This window comes from Pseudomonas sp. CF161 (assembly GCF_000416215.1).
Taxonomy (GTDB): Bacteria; Pseudomonadota; Gammaproteobacteria; order Pseudomonadales; family Pseudomonadaceae; genus Aquipseudomonas.
Genome location: NZ_ATLP01000030.1, coordinates 206129 through 228320, shown reverse-complemented (window position 1 = coordinate 228320; position 22192 = coordinate 206129). Strand labels below are relative to the sequence as shown.

The following is a 22192-nucleotide window of genomic DNA, read 5'->3' as shown; positions in this document are numbered from 1 at the left end:
CCGAGATGACCTTCAACCCCGGTAAAAAGCTGTACATCTCCGATGTGACCCTGCGCGATGGCAGCCACGCGGTGCGCCATCAGTACTCGATCAAGAACGTGCAGGACATTGCCCGCGCCCTGGACCTGGCCCGGGTCGACAGCATTGAAGTCGCCCACGGCGACGGCCTGCAGGGGTCGAGCTTCAACTACGGCTTCGCCGCCCACACCGACCTGGAATGGATCGAGGCGGCGGCCGATGTCATCCGCCACGCCAAGATCGCCACCTTGCTGCTGCCGGGCATCGGCACCGTGCACGACCTCAAGGCCGCCTACGACGCCGGTGCGCGGGTGGTGCGGGTCGCCACCCATTGCACCGAAGCCGATGTGTCCAGGCAGCACATCGAATTCGCCCGGGAACTGGGCATGGACACCGTGGGTTTTCTGATGATGAGCCACATGATCGCGCCCGAGCAGCTGGCGCAGCAGGCCAAGCTGATGGAAAGCTACGGCGCGACCTGCGTGTACATGGCTGACTCCGGTGGGGCGATGACCATGCAGGATGTGCGCGAGCGTTTTCGCGCGTTCAAGGCAGTGCTCAAGCCGGAAACTGAAACCGGCATGCACGCGCACCACAACCTGTCCCTGGGCGTGGCCAACTCCATCACCGCGGTGGAGGAGGGCTGCGACCGGATCGACGCCAGCCTCGCCGGGATGGGCGCGGGTGCCGGCAACGCGCCGCTGGAGGTGTTTATCGCCGCCGCCGAGCGCCTGGGCTGGAACCACGGCACCGACCTCTACACCCTGATGGACGCCGCGGATGATTTGGTGCGGCCGTTGCAGGATCGCCCGGTGCGGGTCGATCGTGAATCCCTGGCCCTGGGGTATGCCGGGGTCTATTCGAGCTTCTTGCGCCACGCCGAACTGGCGGCCGCGCGCTATGGCCTGAAGACCGTGGATATCCTGGTGGAGCTGGGCAAGCGGCGCATGGTCGGCGGCCAGGAAGACATGATTGTCGACGTCGCCCTGGACCTGCTGAAAAAGGCTTGAGGACCTGACCCGGGCGGTTTTTCCAGCCCTGGCTCGGTGACAACGCCACTCCTTGGAGTGGCGTTTTTGTGGGTGACGGGTTCGTGTGCGAGGCCGTCCGGGTTAGACTGCCGGTCGCTGATTCCATCACTCAGAGCCGCGTTGCCATGACTCCTCCGAATATTGAGCTGTTTACCGATTTCATTCCCGACCCGCAGGCGTTGTTCGAAGGCCTGCAGCAATCGGTGCAATGGGACGAGCGCATGCGTGCGCGCAAGACCGCCAGTTTCGGTGCGCCGTACGATTATTCGCAGATCACTTACCCGGCCCAGCCGATGCCCGAGGAACTGGAACGGTTGTGCAGCCTGATCGAGCAGCAACTGGGCTTTCGACCGAACAATTGCCTGATCAATTACTACCCGGATGGCAGCTCGTCCATGGGCTTTCACTCCGATGCCAAAGAGCAGATGGTCGAAGGCACCGGGGTCGCGATCGTGTCCCTGGGTTGTGCGCGGCCTATCGTCTACCGCCACAAGCAGGACCGCAGCCTGGAGTTTTCCTATCTGCTGGGCAGTGGCTCGATGCTCTACATGTCCGATGAGGTGCAGACGCAATGGCTGCACGCGATTCCCAAGGCGCCGGATGCCGGGGAGCGTATCAGCCTGTCGTTTCGTCTGCTCGACAGCCAGTGACGGCGGCCTGCGGGCTGCCTATCGCCGAGCCAAGACACAGCTGATGCTGTAATGATATTATTTCAGGTGAATCGATTCATCCTGTCTATGGGATGAGTCGAACTGTTTATGTCCTGCGTCCCGATGACATAGCAACAGAAAAACAGTGTCACTCCCGTCGCTGAAGCCAATACGAATAAGAAGTCAGCACAAGAGCGATATAAAAGTGGGGTCGAGCTGCATGTCGGCCTTGTGTGCCCACCCTCCATCTCTTCTGAACACGCAGGTCCCGGCGGCTGCCATACCGTGAGCCGGGTGGCTTGTGATCAGGGTTGGAAGGGCGGATGGCGTTCTATCGTAGGTACTACAGTATGTTGAAAAAGGTGAACACGGCTCTGTTGGGCCTGGCTATGTCGCTGGGGCTTTCGTCCTCGTACGCGGCTGAACCGAAGAAAGTCGATGTGCTGCTGATCGGCGGCGGCATCATGAGTTCGACCCTCGGGGTCTGGCTCAATGAGCTGGAGCCGCAGTGGTCGATGGAAATGGTCGAGCGTCTCGACGGCGTCGCCGAAGAAAGCTCGAACGGCTGGAACAACGCCGGCACCGGTCACTCGGCCCTGGCTGAGCTGAACTACACGCCAGAAGACAAGAACGGCAAGGTCGAAATCCCCAAGGCGATCGAGATCAACGAAGCCTTTCAGATTTCCCGGCAGTTCTGGGCCTGGCAGGTTCAGCAAAATGTCCTGAAAAACCCGCGCTCGTTCATCAACTCCACGCCGCACATGAGCTTTGTGTGGGGTGACGACAACATCACCTTCCTCAAGAAGCGCTACGAGGCATTGCAGGCCAGCCCGCTGTTCGCCGGCATGCAGTACTCCGAAGACCCGGTGCAGATCAAGAAATGGGTCCCGCTGATGATGGAAGGGCGCGATCCGCAGCAGAAGGTCGCGGCCACCTGGTCGCCTATCGGCACTGACGTCAACTTCGGCGAGATCACGCGCCAGTTCGTTGCCCACCTGCAGACCAAACCTAACTTCGCCCTCAAGCTGTCGAGCGAAGTGCGTGACATCGCTCGCAACGAAGACGGTTCGTGGCGCGTGACCTACAAGAACCTCAAAGACGGTAGCGAAACCAAGACCGACGCCAAGTTCCTGTTTATCGGCGCGGGCGGCGGTGCCTTGCACCTGTTGCAGAAGTCGGGCATCGAAGAAGCGCGCGAATACGCTGGCTTCCCGGTGGGCGGCTCGTTCCTGGTCACCGATAACCCAACGATCGCCGAGCAGCACCTGGCCAAGGCCTACGGCAAGGCGTCGGTTGGCGCACCGCCGATGTCGGTTCCGCATCTGGACACCCGCGTGCTGGACGGCAAGCGGGTCATCCTGTTTGGCCCATTCGCGACCTTCTCCACCAAGTTCCTCAAGGAAGGCTCGTACTTCGACCTGCTGACCAGCACCACCACCCACAACATCTGGCCGATGACCAAAGTTGGCGTCGAGCAGTACCCGTTGGTGGAATACCTGGCCGGCCAGCTGATGCTGTCGGACGAAGACCGTTTCAATGCGCTGAAGGAATACTTCCCGCAAGCCAAGCAGCAAGACTGGCGCCTGTGGCAAGCCGGCCAACGCGTACAGATCATCAAGCGTGATGAAGAGAAGGGCGGCGTGCTCAAACTGGGCACCGAGATCGTTGCCTCCAAGGACGGCAGCATTGCCGGCCTGCTGGGTGCATCGCCAGGCGCTTCCACCGCTGCGCCGATCATGCTGAACGTGCTGGAGAAGGTGTTCAAGGACAAGGTTGCTTCCCCAGCCTGGCAAGAGAAGCTGCACCAGATCGTGCCGAGCTATGGCACTGCGCTGAACGGCAGCCCTGAGCGCGTGGCTCAAGAGTGGGCGTACACCGCCAAGGTCCTGCAACTCGACCCGCCACCGGCGATCGGCAACATTGCCGCTCCTCAGGATGCCGCTGCCAAGCCCAAGGCCGAGCAGCCAAGCAACCCGGCGTCGGATCTGGCCCTGTAACAAACGCCGGTCCCGGTCATTCGACCCCCAGCGATGAAAACGCTACTCCTCGGAGTGGCGTTTTTTTTTGCGGTTTTTTAATCCGGGTTAGCCATCCAGGGCGCTTGCCGGATCAGGTGGCAGGCGCGGCCTGGCACAGCTGTGGCAAAATGCCCACCCTCTGAATTATCGAAGGCAGGATCATGGTCAGGACGGTTGGCACGGACGCGAGCGAGCGCAAGCTATTGGACAATGTGGCCGAGTTCGGCTGGCATTGCGTAGGCATTCTGGAAGAGGGCGAGGAGCCAGCCTACAGCTTCACTGTGGGACTGTTTGAAACCTTCAAGCACCCGGAGCTGATGATCTTCGGCGTGCCATCGCGCCTCGGGCAGCAATTGCTGAATATCGTCGGCCAGGCCCTGCGCGATGGCGAACCTATTGATCTGAACCAACCCACCGACGCGCTGCTGGAAGGGTATTCATGCTGCTTTGTGCCGGTGCCCAAGGCCCACTACCGCGAGTTCGTGGGTTTTGCTCGCTGGTACTACGAAGGTGATGACTTCCCGCTGTACCAGGTGGTCTGGCCGTCGCGCAGTGGTCTCTTTCCGTGGGATGCCGATGCTCATCCGCAGTTCAAGGCGGCCCAGCCCGTGCTCGGCGAACCACTGAACCACTGATACCGCTGTGCCCGTGGGATCAATGTACAGTAGTGTCAACAAGATGGACGCCGCTGTACATTTGTTCTTGCCGGGTAGGGTTCCAGCCTCTAGGATCGCGCCATGACCGACTAAAAGGCAGGCGACTATGCTCGGCGAACCCACGATTGGCATTATCGGTGGCGGCGGATGGCTTGGCCGTTCCCTTGCGCACTCGATGCTTGAAACCGCGTTTGTCCAACCTCGGGCCTTGATCCTGTCGAGCCGTTCCACCGGCGAACTGGCGCTGCATGCCCGGTGGCCGCAGGTGCGCATGACCCGCAGTAATCAGGAGCTGCTGGAGCAGTGCCAGGTCATCATTGTCGCGGTACGCCCCGAGCAGTTTCCCGCGGTCAGCTTTGACGGCGTGCAACGCCTGGTGATTTCGCTGATGGCCGGGGTTTCCATGGCCAGCCTGGTGCGTCACACCGGCTGCTCCCAGGTGATCCGCGCCATGCCCAATGCGGCGGCCGAAATCGCCCAGTCCTACACCCCCTGGTTGGCGAGCGCGAGTGTGACGCCCGAGCAGAAAGCCTTTACCCAGTGCCTGTTTGAGACCTGCGGCGGCGCCGACGAAGTCTTCAGTGAAGCCGACCTCAACTATTTGAGTGCGCTGGTGGGCACCGGTCCGGCGTATCCAGCGCTGCTGGCCCAGGCCATGTTCGAACATGCCCTGGCCCAGGGGCTGCCCCAAGCCATTGCCCGGCGAGCGGTGGATGCGGTGGTGATGGACGCCAGCCAGTTGCTGGACAGGTACCGCCCCGAGCAGTTGCTGGATGCACTGCGCAGCTATCGAGGCGTGACTGCGGCGGGTCTGGAAGGGATGAGCGGCGCGGGCTTCGTGCAGTCGGTCAGTGCCGGCCTGGACGCTGCGGTCGCTGCGGCCGCCGCCATGCAGGCTTCGGCGGCGGATGAGCCCACCGAGTGAAAGGGCGGTGATGCGGCTGTCCGGCACGTTGCATCGCCCGAGGGGCGCTCGGCTCGGCGACTGAAGTTTTCACACGCTAGCGTGCATTAGCAAAGGCTTTGGCTGGTCCAGCGCTCGATAATTGCATGGCTGTGGGCCAGGCCCGCTTCGAGTGCGGCAACGGCGGACAGGTAGTCATGGCCGAAGGGCGGCGAGCTGAAGCGTAAGGCGTAGCAGGGGTGATGGCCCTTGCAGTTGACCCGCCCCACATAACTGAATGCCGAACAGTCCTGGCCCGGTTCACACACAATCATCAGGTACACATCATGCTGGGCATGACTGTGGGTGAACCAGTTGTTGGTAACTTCCATAGACCGCTTCGTCCCGTGGGGGTGATGGGCGTACTCCGAGAGATGGCCGGTCATCGCCATCGATGACAGCGAGGCTTGAATTGGCCTGCGACAGAGCGGCTCGGGCCTTCTTCGGCACGGAGTGAATGAGCGCTACATGCTCGCGGAACTGGCGTAGACCTGGGAATGAGACCAATCCTTATGCTGTCTACGAATTGTCTGATTTCCGTGGGCGGGGGCGCCGAGCGCCGATAAACCCGGCGCTGGCTTGTGTGCGGGGAGGCATTGCACCTCCCCGGCGGATTTCATTCAGCGTTGTTGCAGGCTGCGTTCCATGCGCTGGATCCCTTCCTCGAGCAGGGCTCGCGGGCAGCCGAAATTCAGGCGCACGAACTGGCCGCAATCGTCGCCAAACTCCAGGCCGGCGCTCAGGCCGACTTTTGCCTGGCTGAGGAAGAACCCGTGGGGATCGTCCAGGCCCAGGGCACTGCAGTCGAGCCAGGCCAGATAAGTACCTTGCGGCGCGTGCATCACCACACCCGGCAGACGGGTCTGCACGGCGTGCAACAGGTAGTCGCGGTTGGCTTGCAGGTACTCGATCAGCGCCTTCAGCCAGGGGCCACCGTGGCGGTAGGCGGCGAGGGTGGCTTCCAGCCCGAGGGGGCTGACGCTATCGACCATGCCGGCCCGGGCATTGTTGAAGCGTTCACGGGTGGCTCGATCCTGAATGACGGCGAAGCAGGTTTTCATCCCGGCAATGTTGTAAGCCTTGCTGGCCGACATCAGGGTGATGGTGCGCTTGGCAATCTCCGGGCTCAGGGACGCCGTGGGAATATGCCGACGTCCGTCGAAGCAGAGCTCGGCGTGGATTTCATCGGAGATGATCAGCGCGCCCTGTTCCAGGCAGGCATTGGCCACGGCCAGCAACTCTTCCCGAGGAAAGACCTTGCCCAGCGGGTTGTGCGGGTTGCTCAACAGCAGGGCGCCTGCGCCACGCAGGGCCTGGCGCAGGGCGGGCAGCGGGGTGAGGTAGGCACCTTGATCGTCACGCTCGAAGGCCAGTTCAATCTTGGGCAGCGTCCAGTTATCCGGCGCCAGGCGCAGCGGACGGTAATTGGGCGTCTGCACCACCACCGTCTGCCCCGGCTCGACAAAACCACGCAGAGCCATATTGAACCCGGGCTCGACCCCGGGCAGAAACAGCAACTCATCGGGCTGCACCCGCCAGGCGTACTTGCTCCACAAGTCAGCCACTATCGCCTCGCGCACTTCATCGCGGGCCACGCTGTAGCCGAGCAGTGGATGCTCCAGACGCTGTTGCAAGGCCTGAATGATTTCGCTGGCCACGGCAAAATCCATATCAGCCACCCACATCGGCAGAACATCCGCCGGGTAGCGACTCCATTTAGTGCTTCCGGTGCCTTGGCGCGGGTAAACCGTGTCGAAATCGATGCTCATGAACCTGGCTCTCATCTGCTCGGATAGTCGCAGGATTCTAGCGGGTCCCGAGCACGTCGGCGTATAGCCACCGCAGCGAGAGCCAAGAATCAACCACGCCCGATCTCAATCATCGCGAGGTCATCACCCGCTGGAACAGGTGCCGTATTACCCCTCTCCAGAGGTGAAATCACGCAAGTCACGGGAAATGTTGAAAAAAATCACAGAGGGAGTTGCCATGAACGAAAAACAAGTCCATAATTGCGACCACTCCTTAACTGGAAAGCGGAAAAACTCTTTATAAAACAAAGAGTTGCGAGGTGATAAAGATCTCGTTCGCTGTTCAAGTTTGTATGTGTCCAGCACTGCTTCATGGGTATTGGATACTTGGGGCCGAGTAGCAAAATGGTTATGCAGCGGATTGCAAATCCGCCTACGCCGGTTCGATTCCGACCTCGGCCTCCACTCTAAAGACCCCGTAGATCAATGATCTACGGGGTTTTTTATTGCCTTGGATTTGGGTAATCGCTTCCGCAATCAACTAAAAACGTGTTTGATAGCCCAGCAATTTATAAAGCACAGCATACATACTCGGATGCAATAGAACTGTGCGTCGACTGAGCCGTACGTGCGCAATTGACCTTAACAAAATCAACCGCCCGTTCAGGGGCGACGAGCTCACGATCAAGGCCTGATCATGTCAAAAGCCGCTGAACGACAGCGCTACTACTCTCACGAAGCTTACCGGTCGGATCGCATGCCCGTGCAAGCAGACTCCGAGAAGCGAAGTGCCCTGCACAAGTTCACCGGTACTCGCTTGCCTTGGGGCCACACTCAGGATGTGGTTCCAGACGACATCATGGAAGACCCAAAACCAGAAAGTATGCGTTTCTGGGAGCGGTGGGAGAATGAAAGGGCAGAGATGAAGGCGAATGGGAACTACGTGCCACGCCCATTCGAAGACGTGGAGCTGCACTGTCAATATGATCATGAGCGATTTCGATTTGCTCAGTTGCCTTTCCGGTCTCAGTTCTGGCTCTCACTCAGGACATTTTGCAAGTGGGGGTTAATTATTCTCCTTCCGCTGTGCATCCTGATTGATTTGTTATTCGACGTGGATTCAGCTGAGCTCGATATAAGCGAGCTGATAAACAACTCCATCACAATACTGGTTTCAAAAATATTACTACCGCCCTGGTTGATTAGCAGCGTCATTGTAAATTACTTCCCGAGAGTTTGGTTTCGGCCTCCCGGAGGGCCGCTATGGGAGTTGAACCGGGTCACCGGGCAGGTGACTATTTTCAATAGCGCGGATAAAAAAACACAAGGTCAAACCAAGGACATCGTTGCGCCATTTCACGAGTTCGATGCGTATATCTTAACTTCGCCGGATCGCCAAGGATTACCCACGAATGGATTGCAACTGGCTCATCGCTACAGTGCCGCCACCATCAATCTTGGCGCCCTGATAACCCCTGACAATACGACGCAAAAGCCTTGTGCTCTCTGGGATTTCTTGCAAAATTTTATGGACACTCAACGCCCATTGCCTGAAATCCCGCTGTATGAGCCCTACCGGAGCCAAGATCCGACCACGTCTGAATACGATGAGAAAAACGATCGACCAACGCGTTATTGGATCGATATGGATAACCACACCTTCAAAACAAAGGTTAAGGAAATGCTTGAAAAAATCGACTCTATAGACACCTTTGAACGCCCGAACCTTATGGCAAAAGCAGTTCAATATATCGATTGAGTAACCGTTGAGTCGGCAAAGACTAGTGAGGATTTGAAGCGCCTTGTTAAACAGGGTAAATAAATGAAGACGTAAAAGCCAAGACGGCGCGGTGCGCGGCGAGTATTGGAGTCTTAAAAGGCAACACAGCCTGAGAAAGCTAGGGCGTAAAGCCCTAGCAGGTGTCACTTTTTCTTTTTGGCAGGCTTTTCTGCCTTCTCTGATTTCTTGGTTTTTTCGGGTTTGCTATCAGTTTTTTTTGCAGATTTTTTGGGTTCGACGTCTTTTTTCTTGTCTTTCTTTTCAGAAGATTTTGAAAGAGCCGAAGCCGCAGCTGATTTCTTTGCCGGTGATGACTTCTTGTCTTTTAATTCCTTGCTGGCTTTCGAAGCTTCGCCTTTGCTTTTCTTCTCGTCTTTAGCCATGTTGCCCACCTCTCGGGTATGCCGATTTTGGCAAATTGCCTGTGAGATTTTTCACAGGCTGAACATTAGGCGAGTGCGGGCAAAAGCAGTTCAAAATTTTTTGGATGCATCGAGACAGGTTTTGGGCGAAAAGGTGGGGCAGGGAGGTGGCGTACCCCCTCCAAGGCGGTACTCATGGCGACTCTGGAAGATGTCAGTCTCCAGAAAGCTCAGGTACATGGTGCAAATAGATTGAATTAGGGCGGTGCGAGTTTTATGCGTGTATCGATATTTTTGTTTTTTATTATTTTCCTTTGGGTGCTGTTTTCTGGCGTTGTGCGTCTGTAGTCGAGATTTTGTTGAATAACTTCACATGTTATGGGTGTGGCGAAGGTTCATGCGCGCTTGTGCATTTGTGGCGCAGAAGGTGTGCCGCAGGTGGTTGTGAAACGGGTGAAATGCGCAAAAAAGCCTGATGATCCTGGGGCAGACGGTCTGGTAGTAGTGGTACCGTCTACGCAGCTATCCTGGAGCCCGCTAGATGCCTCGTCAAAGTCCAACTCACCTGATTGCAATGCCTTTAGCCGTGCCAGGCACTAAAAACCCTGCCGTTCACCCCCCTATTTGGCATCGCGGCCCGGACTTAATGACCGTTGGCAGCACGGGTGCGGCGGTTTTGGGTTTCAGCTTAGTGGTGCTTTGGTTGTTGCCCGGCTTAGTGCTGACGATCTTGCTCCTTCTCGGGTTCGACGCGATGCAAAGTGAACCGAACAGCGATGGGTCGAGCCTCAAAATGTCGACGCTCATTCTGATGCTGATTGCTTGTGTTGTGCTCATGGGGCTGGTCTTCGCCTGGATTTCCTCTGCCGCTAGAGTGCTGGCCTTCACGTTCGACGAAAACCAGCAACTGCTTACCCTCACGGTCACCCGTCGCGGTCGTAAGCCCACCGAGGTGCAGGTGCCATTTAGCGACATTATTTGTATCAGCCCTTACGTGTTAGCCAGTTATGACCGTCATGGCTATTTTAGCGTCGTGTGTCAGGGGCCGAGGGACAAGGAGTTTGAATATCGATTGGCTGAGGGCACTTCTCTGGAAGACATGGAGTTTCACACTGCTTGGTTGCGGGAAATAATTGGCTTACGGATGCACCATCTACTGAATCTGGACAAGTGAGGCAAGTAGGGGGCGCCCAGCCACTCATTGAATGTCAGGTACCCGACCTGAGGCCAATGCGGGCGGTGCCCTTTTTAGTACTGGATACATGTCGTATGGCTTGCAGCCATTCACGATAGGCAGCAATCGCTTTAAGCGATCTGGCCACGTCCTTCCCTGGATACATGGCGAGAAACAGCTGCTTAGAAGCTGTAGCGGGCAGTCAGCTTTAAATTACGTGGGTCGCCGTAGATGTCGTACGGGTCATAGCCGCCATTGGCGATGCTGACGTAGTAAGTACGGTCGAACAGGTTGTTTACGTTCAGCTGCAGGTCCAGTTGCTCGCTGGCCTTGTAACCCGCCACCAGCCCGGCCACCGTGTACGAGCCCTGTCGATTTTGCCATGCAGTGACGCCACTGCCCCCTGAGGTGCGGATCTGGCTCTGCTGGTAGACATCACCGCCAATGCGCCAGCGTTGCAGGTCACCGGGCAGGGTATAGATCGTCGACACTTTGAATAGCTGCCGCGGCAGTCTGCGGTTGAAGTCCTGGCCTTCCAGGGATGCGTTGGCGTCGCTGACGTATTGGGTCTGGGTGTAGGTGTACCCGCCGGCCAATTGCCAGTTTTCGCTCAAGGCGCCTTGCAGTTCCAAGTCAATACCCCGGCTGCGCACCAGGCCTGAAGCCTCGTAGCACGAGCTGTTGGCGCTTGTACCGCAACCTTTGGCATCAGCCAATTCCTGGGCGCGATTTTTCTGATCGATCTGGAACACCGCCAGGCTGGCGTTCAGTGCGCCATCGAAGTATTCGCCCTTGATGCCTACCTCGTAGTTCTCACCCACGATAGGGGCGATCACTTCTCTACCGGTGCCTTTTTCGGTCTGCGGCTTGAAGATATCGGTGTAGCTGACATAGACCGAGTGATTGGCGTCCAGGTCATAGACCAGGCCGGCATAGCGGGTCAGGTTACGCGTGACCTTGTAGCTGCTTTCCGGGGTTGTCCTGTTTTCGAATTCGTACCAGTCCAAGCGGCCGCCGAGAATCAGCGACAGCGGTTCGCTCAAGCGCAGACGAGTGCTGGCATAGAAGCTGTCTTGGGTGGTGGTCTCGGGACGGCCGTTGGGGCCCTTGACGATATTCGGCTTGGCATGACCACGTGGATCCCAGGTGAAGAGATTGGTGCCAGTGTCGATGAACGCTTCCCAGAGCTTGCCGGTACGATAATCCAGCTGGCGCTTGCTGACGCCCACGGTCAGGTCATGTTCTTGACCCAGTAGCTGGAAGGGGCCGCTGAGGGCCAGGTCGTAACCGGTTTCCTTCTGCTCCATGGCCTGCGTCCATAGGTAGTGACGGTTGTATGCCCATATGGATGAGGCCAGCACGTCAGTGTTGGTCGTCGACTGCATCGCGGCCATGCGCAGCTTCCAGTCGTTGGCGAAGCCATGCTCCAGGGTCGCGAAATAACCGGTGGTGCGGTTGTCCATGTATTCCCAGTCATGCCCCAGGAAGGTGTCGCGTGGCAGCCCGAGGTGCCCACCGCCACGGGCCATGGGCAAGCCGCCCCAGACGTAGTTGGTGTGGTCCTTCTGCCGGTAGGCACCCAGTGTCAGGGTGGTGCTATCGCTCAGGTCGGCATCGACCACGCCATAGAACAGATCTGCGTCACTCTCCACGGAGTCCCGGAAGCTTTTGGAGTCTTGCCGCGAGATCACGGTGCGGGCGCGCAGGGTGCCGTTTTCATTGAGCGGGCCGCCGATGTCCAGCGTGCTGCTGTAATCGTCCCAACTGCCGGCGCTGCCGGTGAGCGTGGCCTGGAATTTATGGGTCGGGCGCTTGCGTACCAGGTTGATGGCACCCGCAGGGCTGCCGGCGCCCTGGGCCAGGCCAGTGGCGCCGCGAACGATTTCCACCCGGTCGTACATGGCCAGGTTGGCTTCGCTGCTGGGCAGGTAGGTGAGGAAGCTGGTGGGGAAACCGTCGTACATGATGGTGTCGACGTCGAAACCGCGCGCGCTGAAGGTGGGCCGCCCAGCGCCGCCAGAGTTATTGAGATAAATGCCCGGCGCACTTTGGGCCACATCGCTGATGGTGGTCATGGCCTTGTCGTCCATGCGCTTGCGAGTGACCACGCTGGTCGACTGCGGCGTTTCACGTAAGGTCAAGGGCAGCTTGGTGGCCGTCTGCATGGCACCGGTGGTATAGGAGCCGGTGTTCTCGGTCGTTTCGCCTAACGCCTGACCGGTAATGGCGGTCTCCCCTAATTGCAGGGTGGCGCTCGATTCGGGGGCCTTTTCCAGCATCACGCTATTTCCACCGGTAGCGCGCCAGGTCAGGCCGCTGCCTTTCAGCACCTCAGCCAGTGCGGCTTCTGGCTCTTTGGAGCCGACTACCCCAGGGCTGTTTTTGCCCGACACCAAGGTGCCATCGAATATCACCTGTAAACCGCTTTGAGCGGCCAGGCGGTTAAGCGCGCTCGCCAAGGGTTGCGGTGCGATGTCGAATGGGTGAGGGGCAGCGGCCGCCAGGCTGGATACCAGCACGCACAGCATTGTCAGCGGGGCTACGGACAAAGATTTGATTCGCAAACCTTTGGGCAAAGGATGGTGCATCGGTGCTCTCCCTAATACGAAGCATTATCGTTCTAGGGAAGGAAGACGGGTGACGCGCCAACACCCGTAAAAATAGTTACGTCCTGGGTGAAACTACCAAGAGGTAGTGGGTGTAGCGCTCGATCTTGAGTGGAAAGACTTTCTCCAATGTCGCCAAGCCCTCGTCAAGGTGATCGAGTTGAAAGGTCCCGCTGACCTTGAGTGCACCCAGGCTTGGGTCCCGGATCATCAGTATTCCAGGACGATAGCGTTCGATCTGCTCAAGCACCTGGGAAAGCGGCGCCAGCTCAAATACCAGGCGGCCTTGCTCCCAGGCCAGCGCCTTGTCTACATCCACATCCTGCTTTGCGCCCAGGCCGTCGGCGTGTCCACCAACGCTCTCGCCAGCGCCGAGTGTCACTTTGTCTGCTCCTTCGGTGACGGCCACGCGTCCGTGGCGCACGGTGACCTCGACCTGCTCGCCCTCACGGCGCACCGCGTAGATCGTGCCCAGGGCCGTGGCGTTGAAGGCACCCGCCTGCACGTTGAAGGGGCGCTGCGGGTCCGGGGTGACATTGAACAGGGCCTCACCCTTGCGCAGGGTAATGCGCCGCCCATCGGCGGTGAGGTTCACATCAACGGCGCTGTTGGCATTCAAGGTGATGCGAGAACCATCAGCAAGGACCACCTGCCGACGCTCACCAGTACCGGTGTAATAGTCGGCATCCCAAGCCATGCGTTGCGCCCATGCCAAGCCGAGCCCGAGCACCAGCGACGCCGCAATGCCCATCGCCCAAATCCGACGGGAAGACGGCCGCGTTGCGGTACGTGGCTCAGCCAGATGGGCACTTAAACACCACACCCTTCGCGCTTCGACAAAAGCCTGCTGATGCTCCGGTGCCTGCTCGCACCAAGCCCGCGCCGCATCCCGGTCAGAGGGCAGCGCCGAGCCCGAGGTGAGGCGAATCACCCACCCATGGGCGGTGCGCTGAATGTCGGTAGCGGACGGTGTGGTGTCGGTTTGATCGTGCATGCCGACTATCGTTGCAGGCATTGGCTGAGAAAGTCGAGCGCAATAGCGAGTTGTTTTTCCACGGTACTTACCGATACCTGCAGTTGCAAAGCCACTTCTTTGTGGGCGAGGTTCTGCAATCTGCACATGGTAAATATCTGCTGGCACTGAGCAGGTAGCCGACGCAAGGCTTGGGTCATTGCTGCGAGCTCTTGTTGCGCGACCACGACATCGAACAGCTCCGGGCTTTCGCCCGTTACCTCATAAAGGTAGGCGATGCCTTCGTCGAGGTGCTCTCGGGTTTGCCTGCTGCGCGCATGATCAATGGCCAGGTTTCGGGCGATTCTAAAAATAAAGCCGCGAATATTGAGCACCGGTTTGCGTGGCGGCTGGCGGAGCAGGCGCAGGTAGGTTTCCTGAGCCAGATCGGCGGCGGTCTCGGGATTGCGCAACTGGCGATGAAGAAACGAGCGCAACTCGGTGGCATGGGCCCGAAAGGCCAGCTCAAGCTCTTCGGTGGTCATGCTCGACATTGTCAGAGATCACACAGCGGAAAGCGCATACCTTAATGATAAATATTCGTATTAACAATGTTTTTTTTGGACTGCCATTTTGAACGGCTTGCACCTGAGAGCGGCGCCTTTTGCTCGATAGCGGCCTTAAAGAGAACACCTCTTAAAGTAAAAACAGCGAAAGCCGAAAGTGCCAGGAAGCGCTGCGCACCACTTTCGATGCGCAAAAAGGCTGATTTTACTCGTTTGAAGCGGCCTCGACGTTCGGTGGAAAAATCACGCAAGAGGTATCGAATCAGTAAGTGCCTGCAGAGGCCGCTATGTAGATCTCAAGTATCGATAAAGCGTCTGACGGCTGATATCAAAATCACGGGCCAATTTGGATTTGCTTTCTCCAGCGCAGGCGCGGTCAATTAAACTTACAACCTGATTGTCCGACAGTTTCTTCTTGCGACCTCTATAAGAGCCACGGGTTTTTGCGCTAGCAATCCCTAGTGCCTGTTTCTCCCTTCTAGCAGCGCGCTCGAACTCTGCGAGCAGCTCCATTACCGCAATGATGGGCTCCACAACTTCAAGACAGTCATGCCGGAAAATCAGGTTCTCGCTCAAAAACTCTAGTGTTACCTGTTTTTTAATCAGCCGACGAATGAGGATGCACAGTTGCTCGGTACTGGTGGAGAGCGTTGCCATGCTGTCCACTACCACAGTGTCTCCGCACTGTATGTAGCGGATTAGCCTTTCGAGGCCTGCGCGATTCACGGCATTGTCTGCGGGGTCATCGCAAAACATGGCGTCAAATACATCATGGCTGGTTATTTTCTCTACGCTGCCCTCGGGTTCTTGTAGAGAGAGCCGGAAATATTTGATGCGATGCAGTCTCATGGTGCCTCCTTGGCAATACTTGTACGCAGTCGTTTTATACTTGTGCAAACTGTAACTAAATTATTAAATCCTTACACAAGTACCTGTAACAATGAGCTCACCCAAAATACACAGTTGCAAAGAGTTGTACTTGTTTTATCATTTTAAAGCTTGGAATGATTCTGGCAACTTTTTTTGGCAGGCAGTCGAATTCGTATTTCTTGAATGATGTCCGTGAATTCACGCGGTGAATTTCAATGCCTGCTGTTTATAGCTGCAACAATTGACTTGGCCGGCTTGACGAGGCTGGTAATTCCCCGACGCAAGCAGAGGATGAATTGATGAAGGTCTTGGAAGAAGCCATCGAAATTGATCGCCTAAATACCGATCAGGAAAAGATTGATCATGTAACCCGGAGAATTACCGAACATGGAAATGAGCTACGCAAGCGTTATCCGATCTTGCAGTATCAGAATGCGCTGGGTGCCAGTGTCATGGCGTTTTCCCTAATAGGGATGGTCGTCACGGGAGGGCTCTACATCAAGGGTTTTATCCCTGGCTGGAGCTGTATTTTGATCAATGCGCTGCTGACTTCATTTATTCATGAAGTCGAACATGATTTGATTCATCGCCTTTATTTCAGAAAGCAGCCTCTGGCCCATAACGTCATGATGTTTTTGTGCTGGCTGGCTCGGCCGGGGATGCCCAGTCCCTGGCTAAGACGCAGTCTGCATTTTCATCATCATAAGGAGTCCGGAACGGAGTCGGATGTTGAAGCATGGATCACGACCAGTGGTAGCCCTTGGGGAGTTCTACGGTTATTGAAACTGATGGATGGTTTTGTATTTGGTTTTCTAAATGCAGTGTTCGCTCCAGGATGGCGGCAAAAGGTAAAATTGTTAGGCAAGATTGTTCGACTCAATACGCCTTTCGGCCTTTTGTATTGGGGGTGCTGGTATGTGTTCCTCGGCTACCATCTGTATGTCTGGCTTGGGTCAATCATGGGGCAGGAGGTTCACAGTTCTGCTGCGACATTGGCGGTGATGGAGATCGTCAATAACGCAGTCGTTATCCTGATTGCTCCAAATTTGATACGGCAGTTCTGCCTGTTTTTTGTAAGTTCAAACATGCATTATTATGGCGATGTTGCTCCGCGTAATGCATTGCAGCAAACTCAGGTAATGAACCCTTGGTGGTTATGGCCGTTTCAAATGTTCTGTTTCAACTTCGGCAGTACTCACAGTATTCACCACTTTGTTGTGAGAGACCCGTTCTATCTTCGCCAAATGACGGCACCTTATGCTCATGCAGTCATGGCGCAGGCAGGTGTCAGATTCAATGACTTCGGCACCTACAAGCGCGCCAACCGTTTTTCCATGACTCACTCTCAAACTCGGTCGCGGGGGTGAGTTCTCCCGCAAACGTTATCTGTTTGAGGGTGGGGGGCGCTGATAAGCGGTAAGTTTCTCAGTCCACGAGAATGTTGTTATTTAAATACGGGTCTGCCAGGCGGCGGGATGTTTCTTAGCGCCTGGCAGACTTGATAGTGGTCAAGTTTGGCAAGTATCAAGGGCAACACTTCAAATACGAGGAGTCTGAGGCATGAAAGCGCAAGGGATGTGTGCGAAGCAGTTCGAAGCGGTCAGGCAGGCTTTCGAGGACATGTTTGATGATCCGCAGGAACGTGGCGCCGGACTCTGTGTGCAGGTAGGCGCAGAAGTGGTCGTCGACCTGTGGGCCGGTATGGCGGATCAAGAGGGCACTAAGCCTTGGACGCGCGATACGTTGGCCAATACGTTTTGCGTAATAAAACCCTATGTTGCGGTGGCCGTTCTGATGTTGGTTGAGCAGGGCAAGCTGGAGCTGGATGCGCCTGTGGCGCGTTACTGGCCTGAATTCGCCCAGAGCGGGAAAGCAAAGGTCACCCTGCGGCAGGTGCTGAACCACACCGCGGGCCTGCCGGCGCTGCGCGCCCCCGACCATAACGCCATGATGTATGACTGGGAGCACATGGTGCGGGTCCTGGCGGCCGAGCCGCTCTGGTGGGAGGCGGGAACAGACCTGGGGTACGGCACCACCACCTTTGGCTGGATTCTCGGTGAGTTGATTCGTCGTGTGGACGGACGAGATCCCTGTGTCTTTATCCACGAAGAGATTCTGGACCCCCATGACCTCGACGTGCACCTTGGCGTGGACGAAAAACACTTTCATCGTATCGCTCGTTTCGACAATGCCAGGGGGCGAGTCGGTGATCCTTACTCGCAAGCGCTGCGAACAGTGCTGAAAAACGAGCCATCGCATATCGCGACATACGCCTTCACCAATCCCGGAATGGTGCCAAAACGGACCAGTGACCCTCGCTGGTGGGCCTATCGGCAGCCGGCTGTGTGCGGGCATGGCACGGCTCACGGCTTGGCCGGTTTCTACGGTGCGTTAATGGCGGGAAACTTTATCAGTCATGAACTGTTCACTGAATTCACTCGAGAGCACAGTCATGGCATGGATCGGATATGGATGCGCCCAATGCGTTATGGATTAGGCTGCATGCTGGAACAGCAGGTCGATCCAGCGGCTTCCCACGCAATGGGTCCTGACACCTTTGGTCATATCGGGCTTGGCGGTCCGATCAGTTTCGCCGACCCCGAAAGGCAAGTGAGCTTTGGTTTTGTCACCACGACCTCGGGCAGCCATACCATGATCGATCCCCGACCCAGCCGGCTATCAGCCCTGGTCTATGCGGCGCTTTGAGCGAATTGTCATTCATGGGTAAGTTGAGGTTTTTTACCTGGGACAGGCGCGGCGTCCTTTTGCATATGCCTTTGTATTGGCCGTGGACGGCAAGCCCGACGCAGCAGAGGAAGAGTTTCAACGCTGGCCGAGATATCATGGCCGGCGGTTAAGCCCCCTCTAAAGGATTGAAAGTTGAGAGATTTGGATAATCAGCTTGATGCGCAACGAGTGATCATCGCGTTTTTGATAATCGTTGCTTCATTGGGTGCAGTAGCTTTCATCGGCTGTTTGGCTAGTCCGCCGGGCTTTTTGCCTGGCCTGCGAATGGTGCTGGCGATGGCTGTTTTGGGCGTTACCTGTGTGTTTTCCTATCCGTTGGTCGTCGCCTATTGGTTAGTCTCCGACAGGCCAATAGGTGTGCGCGATCTACTTATCGTTCATACAGTCGCATTAGGTGGGTTTGCTGCCTGGTGGCTGATGGTTTATTTCGATTGAAGAGCTTTCGCGATGTCGAGGCTCATGGACGCGCGGCTGCACATTTCAGATGGCGGCTGTTCAACGAGTTTTCGGCGGCGTCGCTTCAGCGATCTTAACCATAGGTATCTGGATTTCGGTGGCGACAGACTCCAAGTGTTTTGATGGCAGATGACACCGTCTGCTGGTTAGATTCGCTGTCGCACCGGACTTCTCGCGACGCTCAACGGATAAATGATTAACCATGATTGGCTACCAGCGCAGCCAGCGCTGGCCGAGTACAGCCCCAATGAGCGTGGGCACCAACATGCCTAACACGTACCAAATACCCCAAAATGGAACGTCCATTTCGGGGCAATGCAGACAATAGGCAAGCGTTGCCATTGAACCTGACAGCAAGCCGCCGCAGGCACCCGTCAGTGTCAGGCGAGTGGGTGCCAAACCGCGCAGCGCCCAGAAAACTGCAATGAATCCCGGAACTGATAGTAAGGCGATATTCAGGGCACACACCCGCCACGTCTTGCCGAGAATGACTGCGACGCGCTCATCAGGGGCGGTTCCCGTGAGTACATAAACGGTACCCACCCAGACCGCCGCAACTGCCGAAAATATCAGTAGTTTTCCCGACCCGGGAGTGACCCCAGGTCTCGCCAATCGCATCACCACACTCAGCGCACCGATCATCAAGCAAAGCGGTAGGGCGATCTTGGCCCAGAAGATCGGGGTTGTTGCCACCGCATTCAGGTCTGAGCGCACACCAAATATGACCATTACCAGCAGGGTGGATGCCGCAAGTCCGAGCAGCACCGCTATAGAGAAACGCTTGGCGAGCGCATGCCGGTCAACCTGGACAGTTCCTGATGCCAGCATGTTAATGAAATCATCGGTTTTCATCGTGTACCTCTAATCCTCGCCGCCAACGCTTTAAGTCCGCGATGTACGCCTATCTTAACGGCAGACTCGGACAGCCCCGTTATCAACGCGGTTTCAGTGACCGACAACCCTTCAAGCTTCACATGGACGATGGGTAGACGCTGACGCTCAGGTAATTGCTCAAGTAATTTGCCGAGGTCGCGATTGGCCTGCGCAGGTTCCAGGTGGGGCTCGGCAAGTAGCTCAACGGTATCGTCCAGCGAGTCGTTGAATACCTCATGTCGTGACCTGCCTCGCAAGAAATCCGTGAGCTTGTAGCGGGCAATGGCAAACACCCATGCGGTCAATGGCTGATCGGCTCGGTACGTAAGTCGTCCGTTATGAACCGCCAGCAAAACCTCTTGCAGCAAGTCCTCCACTTCATCGGGATTACGCTGAAGTTTCGCCCGCAAAAAACCGCGCAGATGACCACTGAGTTCGGACAGGAAGACACGATAGGACTGTTCGTCACCTTTCAAGCCGGCTAGGAACAAGGCCTGAAGGTGGATCTCCCGGCTGCGCAAAGCATCGTTATCTGTAGTTCGTTCCATCGCCTGCTCTGGTTACACGAAGGGAAAAATATTTCGAACCTGCATGACGCCAGCGCTGATGACGGGCAACCGATCATGCTTGCGTTCAAGGGCATAAGGCAATCGGCAGATTTATTTTGTGATTCTGAGAAATATTTTGGTGATGGCTGTAACCGGATTTAAAAACTCAGCGAACTACCTTTCGGATCGCAAGCACAGAGCACTCCTGCGCTGTTGCAACGACCGCTAATCGTGACCCCGGAGAATAACCATGAATACCCTGAAACTTGCTGCCCTCGCCGTTGCGTTCTCTTCCTTCGCTGCCGGTGCCATCGCCGCCGAGACACCTGCCGCCGCAGGCGCCATGGAAAAATGCTACGGCGTCGCCATGGCCGGTCACAACGATTGCAAAGCCGGCGCAGGCACCACGTGTGCGGGCACCGCCAAAGTGGACTACCAGGCCAATGCCTGGAAAAACGTCCCAGTCGGTACGTGCACCTCGATCAAGACCCCTAAAGGCATGGGCACTCTGGCTCCTATGTAATCTCGACATCACGGGACACACGCCAATCATGAAGACTCAATTCCAGATAGGGGCCGGCCTGGGCCTGAAATCGAATCACTATCAGGACGCTCTGGACTGCACAGCCCAAGGGCTCTGGTTCGAAGTGCATCCGGAAAACTACATGGTTGGCGGTGGTCCCCGTTTGGCATGGCTGGAAGCAATTGGCAGTAGGCACCCACTCTCCCTGCATGGCGTTTCCCTCTCGCTGGCAGCCGACTGTGCGCCGGACGCAGAGCACCTGAAGCGCTTGAAATTACTCGCCGATTGCATTCAACCGGCGTTGATTTCCGAGCACCTGGCCTGGTCGACCTGGCGCGGCCAATACCATCCCGACCTGCTGCCATTTCCCCGCACGAGTGAGGCGTTACGGCGCATCACTGACAACATCCAACGCACACAAGAGGCTCTCGGGCGTCGTATTGCGATTGAAAATCCCACCCATTACGTGCACCTCGATGGCCATGATTACAGCGAACTCGACTTTCTGACCGAGTTGACTGAAAGGACTGGTTGCGGGTTGCTGCTGGATGTCAACAACGTACATATCAGCGCCCATAACCTCGGCTTCGATGCGGCAGCGTATCTGGATGACTTTCCTGCGGTCGCCATCATGGAGATTCATCTGGCTGGGCACGCCCCGGATCCTGGTAATTCAACACTGCTGATCGATACCCATGACGCCCCGATTGCCGCTGATGTGTGGTCGTTGTATGAGCGCTTGATCGAGCGGGTTGGCGGGCGTCCGACATTGATTGAGCGCGACGACCACATACCCGCATTCGATGTTCTGCTCGCCGAGCGCGACAGAGCTCAGGCCCTGTTGAATCGCGAGCAGCAACCGCGGATCCGGGAGGCGATATGAGGACGTCCCTGGAAGGATTTCAGGATGCATTCACCCATGCTCTCTACAGTGGCGAATCATCTGACATGCCAGCGCTAACCCTTCAGCCCGGCTTCTCGGTTTACCGCAACACCGTGCTCAAAGGTGCAACGGATGCGCTGGTTGCCAACTTTCCGACCCTGGAGCGCTTGGTAGGTAGCGACTGGCTTCGCAGTGCCGCCGCAATCCACGCCAGGCTTTCGCCGCCAACGGATCCCCGTTTGCTGCACTACGGCGCCGACTTCCCGGAGTTTCTCGATGGTTTTGAACATGCACGGGAGATGCCTTATCTGGGCAACGTCGCCCGTCTGGACCTGCTCTGGACACACGCCCACTGTGCCGAAGAAGAGCCCGCGATCGAGATCCGTGCCTTGGCGCATCTTCAACCGAGCGATCTGCTCAGCTTGCGACTTACGCCAAGGGCGAGCTGTCGCTGGGCCTGGTTTCCCGACTGTCCTGCCTACACGATCTGGCGCGTTAACCGCGAGCGGCTGCCAATGCCTGACGACATCAACTGGCAGGGCGAGGGTGGGCTGCTGACGCGCAATGCCGGTCGAATGCAATGGCAGGACGTCAGCGCCGCCGAGTGTGCCTTGCTCGACGCTTGCGCGGCCCATCTGGACCTCGATCAGGCAATAGACAAGGCTCTCGCACTCGAGCCGACCCTGAATCTGGAAAACTGCCTAATCCGCTTGGTCAGTGCTGGAGCGTTAACCATCGCGAACTCAGTTCGGCCTTTTTGAAGGGGCCTATAGTCAACGGAGCACAC

The 22192-nt window shown here is 57.0% G+C and carries 23 protein-coding genes and 1 tRNA gene; 14 read left to right on the top strand and 10 right to left on the bottom strand.

Annotated elements, in window-relative coordinates:
* Positions 1 to 5: 5 nt before the first annotated feature.
* From dmpG to CF161_RS01655, 5 genes are all read left to right on the top strand, one after another.
* Positions 6 to 1028, top strand: coding sequence for a 4-hydroxy-2-oxovalerate aldolase (dmpG, locus tag CF161_RS01675; protein ID WP_020294808.1), 1023 nt, complete (start codon positions 6 to 8; stop codon positions 1026 to 1028).
* Between the two features lie 146 nt (positions 1029 to 1174).
* Entirely contained in the window at positions 1175 to 1699 is a 525-nt protein-coding gene (locus CF161_RS01670) for an alpha-ketoglutarate-dependent dioxygenase AlkB (protein ID WP_020294807.1), read from the top strand.
* Between the two features lie 350 nt (positions 1700 to 2049).
* Positions 2050 to 3696: a malate dehydrogenase (quinone) gene (mqo, locus tag CF161_RS01665; protein ID WP_020294806.1), complete on the top strand. Its 1647-nt coding sequence runs from the start codon at positions 2050 to 2052 to the stop codon at positions 3694 to 3696.
* Between the two features lie 182 nt (positions 3697 to 3878).
* On the top strand, positions 3879 to 4352 hold the full coding sequence (locus CF161_RS01660) for a DUF4262 domain-containing protein (RefSeq protein ID WP_020294805.1): 474 nt from the start codon (positions 3879 to 3881) through the stop codon (positions 4350 to 4352).
* Between the two features lie 127 nt (positions 4353 to 4479).
* Positions 4480 to 5298 carry a pyrroline-5-carboxylate reductase gene (locus CF161_RS01655; protein WP_020294804.1) on the top strand — a complete coding sequence of 273 codons (819 nt, stop codon included), beginning with the start codon at positions 4480 to 4482 and terminating at the stop codon, positions 5296 to 5298.
* 86 nt (positions 5299 to 5384) lie between these two features.
* Here the strand turns inward: CF161_RS01655 and CF161_RS01650 are convergent, their stop codons facing one another.
* Positions 5385 to 5648 (bottom strand): hypothetical protein, encoded by a 264-nt coding sequence (locus CF161_RS01650; protein ID WP_020294803.1) that lies wholly within the window; start codon positions 5646 to 5648, stop codon positions 5385 to 5387.
* A gap of 288 nt (positions 5649 to 5936) precedes the next feature.
* Positions 5937 to 7085, bottom strand: coding sequence for a MalY/PatB family protein (locus CF161_RS01645; protein WP_020294802.1), 1149 nt, complete (start codon positions 7083 to 7085; stop codon positions 5937 to 5939).
* Positions 7086 to 7455: 370 nt separating this feature from the next.
* On the opposite strand from CF161_RS01645, the gene CF161_RS01640 reads away from it, so the two are divergent.
* A tRNA-Cys gene (locus CF161_RS01640) sits at positions 7456 to 7529 on the top strand.
* Positions 7530 to 7761: 232 nt separating this feature from the next.
* Positions 7762 to 8823: a hypothetical protein gene (locus CF161_RS01635; protein ID WP_256206296.1), complete on the top strand. Its 1062-nt coding sequence runs from the start codon at positions 7762 to 7764 to the stop codon at positions 8821 to 8823.
* A gap of 164 nt (positions 8824 to 8987) precedes the next feature.
* Here the strand turns inward: CF161_RS01635 and CF161_RS31920 are convergent, their stop codons facing one another.
* Positions 8988 to 9227 (bottom strand): hypothetical protein, encoded by a 240-nt coding sequence (locus CF161_RS31920; protein ID WP_156882630.1) that lies wholly within the window; start codon positions 9225 to 9227, stop codon positions 8988 to 8990.
* A 520-nt stretch (positions 9228 to 9747) separates the two neighbouring features.
* Between CF161_RS31920 and CF161_RS01630 the strand changes: the two genes are divergently transcribed.
* Positions 9748 to 10380 carry a hypothetical protein gene (locus CF161_RS01630; protein WP_156882629.1) on the top strand — a complete coding sequence of 211 codons (633 nt, stop codon included), beginning with the start codon at positions 9748 to 9750 and terminating at the stop codon, positions 10378 to 10380.
* 182 nt (positions 10381 to 10562) lie between these two features.
* Here CF161_RS01630 and CF161_RS01625 read toward each other — a convergent pair whose 3' ends face one another.
* The 5 genes from CF161_RS01625 to CF161_RS01610 all read right to left on the bottom strand — a co-directional run bounded on the left by CF161_RS01625 (position 10563) and on the right by CF161_RS01610 (position 15353).
* Positions 10563 to 12968 carry a TonB-dependent receptor gene (locus CF161_RS01625; RefSeq protein ID WP_020294799.1) on the bottom strand — a complete coding sequence of 802 codons (2406 nt, stop codon included), beginning with the start codon at positions 12966 to 12968 and terminating at the stop codon, positions 10563 to 10565.
* A 76-nt stretch (positions 12969 to 13044) separates the two neighbouring features.
* Positions 13045 to 13980: a FecR family protein gene (locus tag CF161_RS01620; RefSeq protein ID WP_084471602.1), complete on the bottom strand. Its 936-nt coding sequence runs from the start codon at positions 13978 to 13980 to the stop codon at positions 13045 to 13047.
* Positions 13981 to 13985: 5 nt separating this feature from the next.
* A complete protein-coding gene (locus tag CF161_RS01615) occupies positions 13986 to 14483 on the bottom strand; it encodes an RNA polymerase sigma factor (RefSeq protein WP_043228397.1) in 498 nt (165 codons plus the stop codon).
* A 41-nt stretch (positions 14484 to 14524) separates the two neighbouring features.
* A complete protein-coding gene (locus tag CF161_RS32715) occupies positions 14525 to 14755 on the bottom strand; it encodes a hypothetical protein (RefSeq protein ID WP_156882628.1) in 231 nt (76 codons plus the stop codon).
* Positions 14756 to 14789: 34 nt separating this feature from the next.
* Positions 14790 to 15353 (bottom strand): recombinase family protein, encoded by a 564-nt coding sequence (locus tag CF161_RS01610; protein WP_020294796.1) that lies wholly within the window; start codon positions 15351 to 15353, stop codon positions 14790 to 14792.
* 320 nt (positions 15354 to 15673) lie between these two features.
* Here CF161_RS01610 and CF161_RS01605 point away from each other — a divergent pair, with 320 nt between their 5' ends.
* From CF161_RS01605 to CF161_RS01595, 3 genes are all read left to right on the top strand, one after another.
* The gene (locus CF161_RS01605) at positions 15674 to 16741 is read left to right on the top strand and encodes a fatty acid desaturase (protein WP_020294795.1); all 1068 of its coding nucleotides are present in this window, start codon (positions 15674 to 15676) and stop codon (positions 16739 to 16741) included.
* Between the two features lie 193 nt (positions 16742 to 16934).
* Complete coding sequence (locus tag CF161_RS01600) at positions 16935 to 18080, top strand: EstA family serine hydrolase (RefSeq protein ID WP_020294794.1); 1146 nt, start codon at positions 16935 to 16937, stop codon at positions 18078 to 18080.
* A gap of 174 nt (positions 18081 to 18254) precedes the next feature.
* Positions 18255 to 18557, top strand: a complete 303-nt coding sequence (locus tag CF161_RS01595) for a hypothetical protein (protein ID WP_020294793.1) — start codon at positions 18255 to 18257, stop codon at positions 18555 to 18557.
* A gap of 231 nt (positions 18558 to 18788) precedes the next feature.
* Here the strand turns inward: CF161_RS01595 and CF161_RS01590 are convergent, their stop codons facing one another.
* Both CF161_RS01590 and CF161_RS01585 read right to left on the bottom strand, forming a co-directional pair.
* Entirely contained in the window at positions 18789 to 19430 is a 642-nt protein-coding gene (locus tag CF161_RS01590; protein WP_020294792.1) for a DUF1109 domain-containing protein, read from the bottom strand.
* Complete coding sequence (locus CF161_RS01585; RefSeq protein ID WP_020294791.1) at positions 19427 to 19999, bottom strand: sigma-70 family RNA polymerase sigma factor; 573 nt, start codon at positions 19997 to 19999, stop codon at positions 19427 to 19429. The genes CF161_RS01590 and CF161_RS01585 overlap by 4 nt, the downstream gene beginning before the upstream one ends.
* A gap of 250 nt (positions 20000 to 20249) precedes the next feature.
* Here CF161_RS01585 and CF161_RS01580 point away from each other — a divergent pair, with 250 nt between their 5' ends.
* Genes CF161_RS01580 through CF161_RS01570 form a run of 3 tightly spaced genes read left to right on the top strand, consistent with a single transcriptional unit; the run spans position 20250 to position 22166 of the window.
* A complete protein-coding gene (locus CF161_RS01580; protein WP_020294790.1) occupies positions 20250 to 20522 on the top strand; it encodes a DUF2282 domain-containing protein in 273 nt (90 codons plus the stop codon).
* 28 nt (positions 20523 to 20550) lie between these two features.
* Positions 20551 to 21405, top strand: a complete 855-nt coding sequence (locus CF161_RS01575; protein WP_020294789.1) for a DUF692 domain-containing protein — start codon at positions 20551 to 20553, stop codon at positions 21403 to 21405.
* Positions 21402 to 22166 carry a DNA-binding domain-containing protein gene (locus CF161_RS01570; RefSeq protein WP_020294788.1) on the top strand — a complete coding sequence of 255 codons (765 nt, stop codon included), beginning with the start codon at positions 21402 to 21404 and terminating at the stop codon, positions 22164 to 22166. The genes CF161_RS01575 and CF161_RS01570 overlap by 4 nt, the downstream gene beginning before the upstream one ends.
* Positions 22167 to 22192: the final 26 nt, after the last annotated feature.

Bases quoted from the DNA above. Each gene is read 5' to 3' on its own strand.
- CF161_RS01645 (WP_020294802.1), bottom strand. From the start codon at position 7,085: ATGAGCATCGATTTCGACACGGTTTACCCGCGCCAAGGCACCGGAAGC.
- CF161_RS01570 (WP_020294788.1), top strand. From the start codon at position 21,402: ATGAGGACGTCCCTGGAAGGATTTCAGGATGCATTCACCCATGCTCTC.
- CF161_RS01650 (WP_020294803.1), bottom strand. From the start codon at position 5,648: ATGGAAGTTACCAACAACTGGTTCACCCACAGTCATGCCCAGCATGAT.
- CF161_RS01660 (WP_020294805.1), top strand. From the start codon at position 3,879: ATGGTCAGGACGGTTGGCACGGACGCGAGCGAGCGCAAGCTATTGGAC.
- CF161_RS01615 (WP_043228397.1), bottom strand. From the start codon at position 14,483: ATGACCACCGAAGAGCTTGAGCTGGCCTTTCGGGCCCATGCCACCGAG.
- CF161_RS01580 (WP_020294790.1), top strand. From the start codon at position 20,250: ATGAATACCCTGAAACTTGCTGCCCTCGCCGTTGCGTTCTCTTCCTTC.
- CF161_RS01625 (WP_020294799.1), bottom strand. From the start codon at position 12,968: ATGCACCATCCTTTGCCCAAAGGTTTGCGAATCAAATCTTTGTCCGTA.
- CF161_RS01655 (WP_020294804.1), top strand. From the start codon at position 4,480: ATGCTCGGCGAACCCACGATTGGCATTATCGGTGGCGGCGGATGGCTT.
- CF161_RS01585 (WP_020294791.1), bottom strand. From the start codon at position 19,999: ATGGAACGAACTACAGATAACGATGCTTTGCGCAGCCGGGAGATCCAC.
- CF161_RS01630 (WP_156882629.1), top strand. From the start codon at position 9,748: ATGCCTCGTCAAAGTCCAACTCACCTGATTGCAATGCCTTTAGCCGTG.
- CF161_RS31920 (WP_156882630.1), bottom strand. From the start codon at position 9,227: ATGGCTAAAGACGAGAAGAAAAGCAAAGGCGAAGCTTCGAAAGCCAGC.
- CF161_RS01600 (WP_020294794.1), top strand. From the start codon at position 16,935: ATGAAAGCGCAAGGGATGTGTGCGAAGCAGTTCGAAGCGGTCAGGCAG.
- CF161_RS01575 (WP_020294789.1), top strand. From the start codon at position 20,551: ATGAAGACTCAATTCCAGATAGGGGCCGGCCTGGGCCTGAAATCGAAT.
- CF161_RS01610 (WP_020294796.1), bottom strand. From the start codon at position 15,353: ATGAGACTGCATCGCATCAAATATTTCCGGCTCTCTCTACAAGAACCC.
- CF161_RS01670 (WP_020294807.1), top strand. From the start codon at position 1,175: ATGACTCCTCCGAATATTGAGCTGTTTACCGATTTCATTCCCGACCCG.
- mqo (WP_020294806.1), top strand. From the start codon at position 2,050: ATGTTGAAAAAGGTGAACACGGCTCTGTTGGGCCTGGCTATGTCGCTG.
- dmpG (WP_020294808.1), top strand. From the start codon at position 6: ATGACCTTCAACCCCGGTAAAAAGCTGTACATCTCCGATGTGACCCTG.
- CF161_RS01590 (WP_020294792.1), bottom strand. From the start codon at position 19,430: ATGAAAACCGATGATTTCATTAACATGCTGGCATCAGGAACTGTCCAG.
- CF161_RS01635 (WP_256206296.1), top strand. From the start codon at position 7,762: ATGTCAAAAGCCGCTGAACGACAGCGCTACTACTCTCACGAAGCTTAC.
- CF161_RS01620 (WP_084471602.1), bottom strand. From the start codon at position 13,980: ATGCACGATCAAACCGACACCACACCGTCCGCTACCGACATTCAGCGC.
- CF161_RS01605 (WP_020294795.1), top strand. From the start codon at position 15,674: ATGAAGGTCTTGGAAGAAGCCATCGAAATTGATCGCCTAAATACCGAT.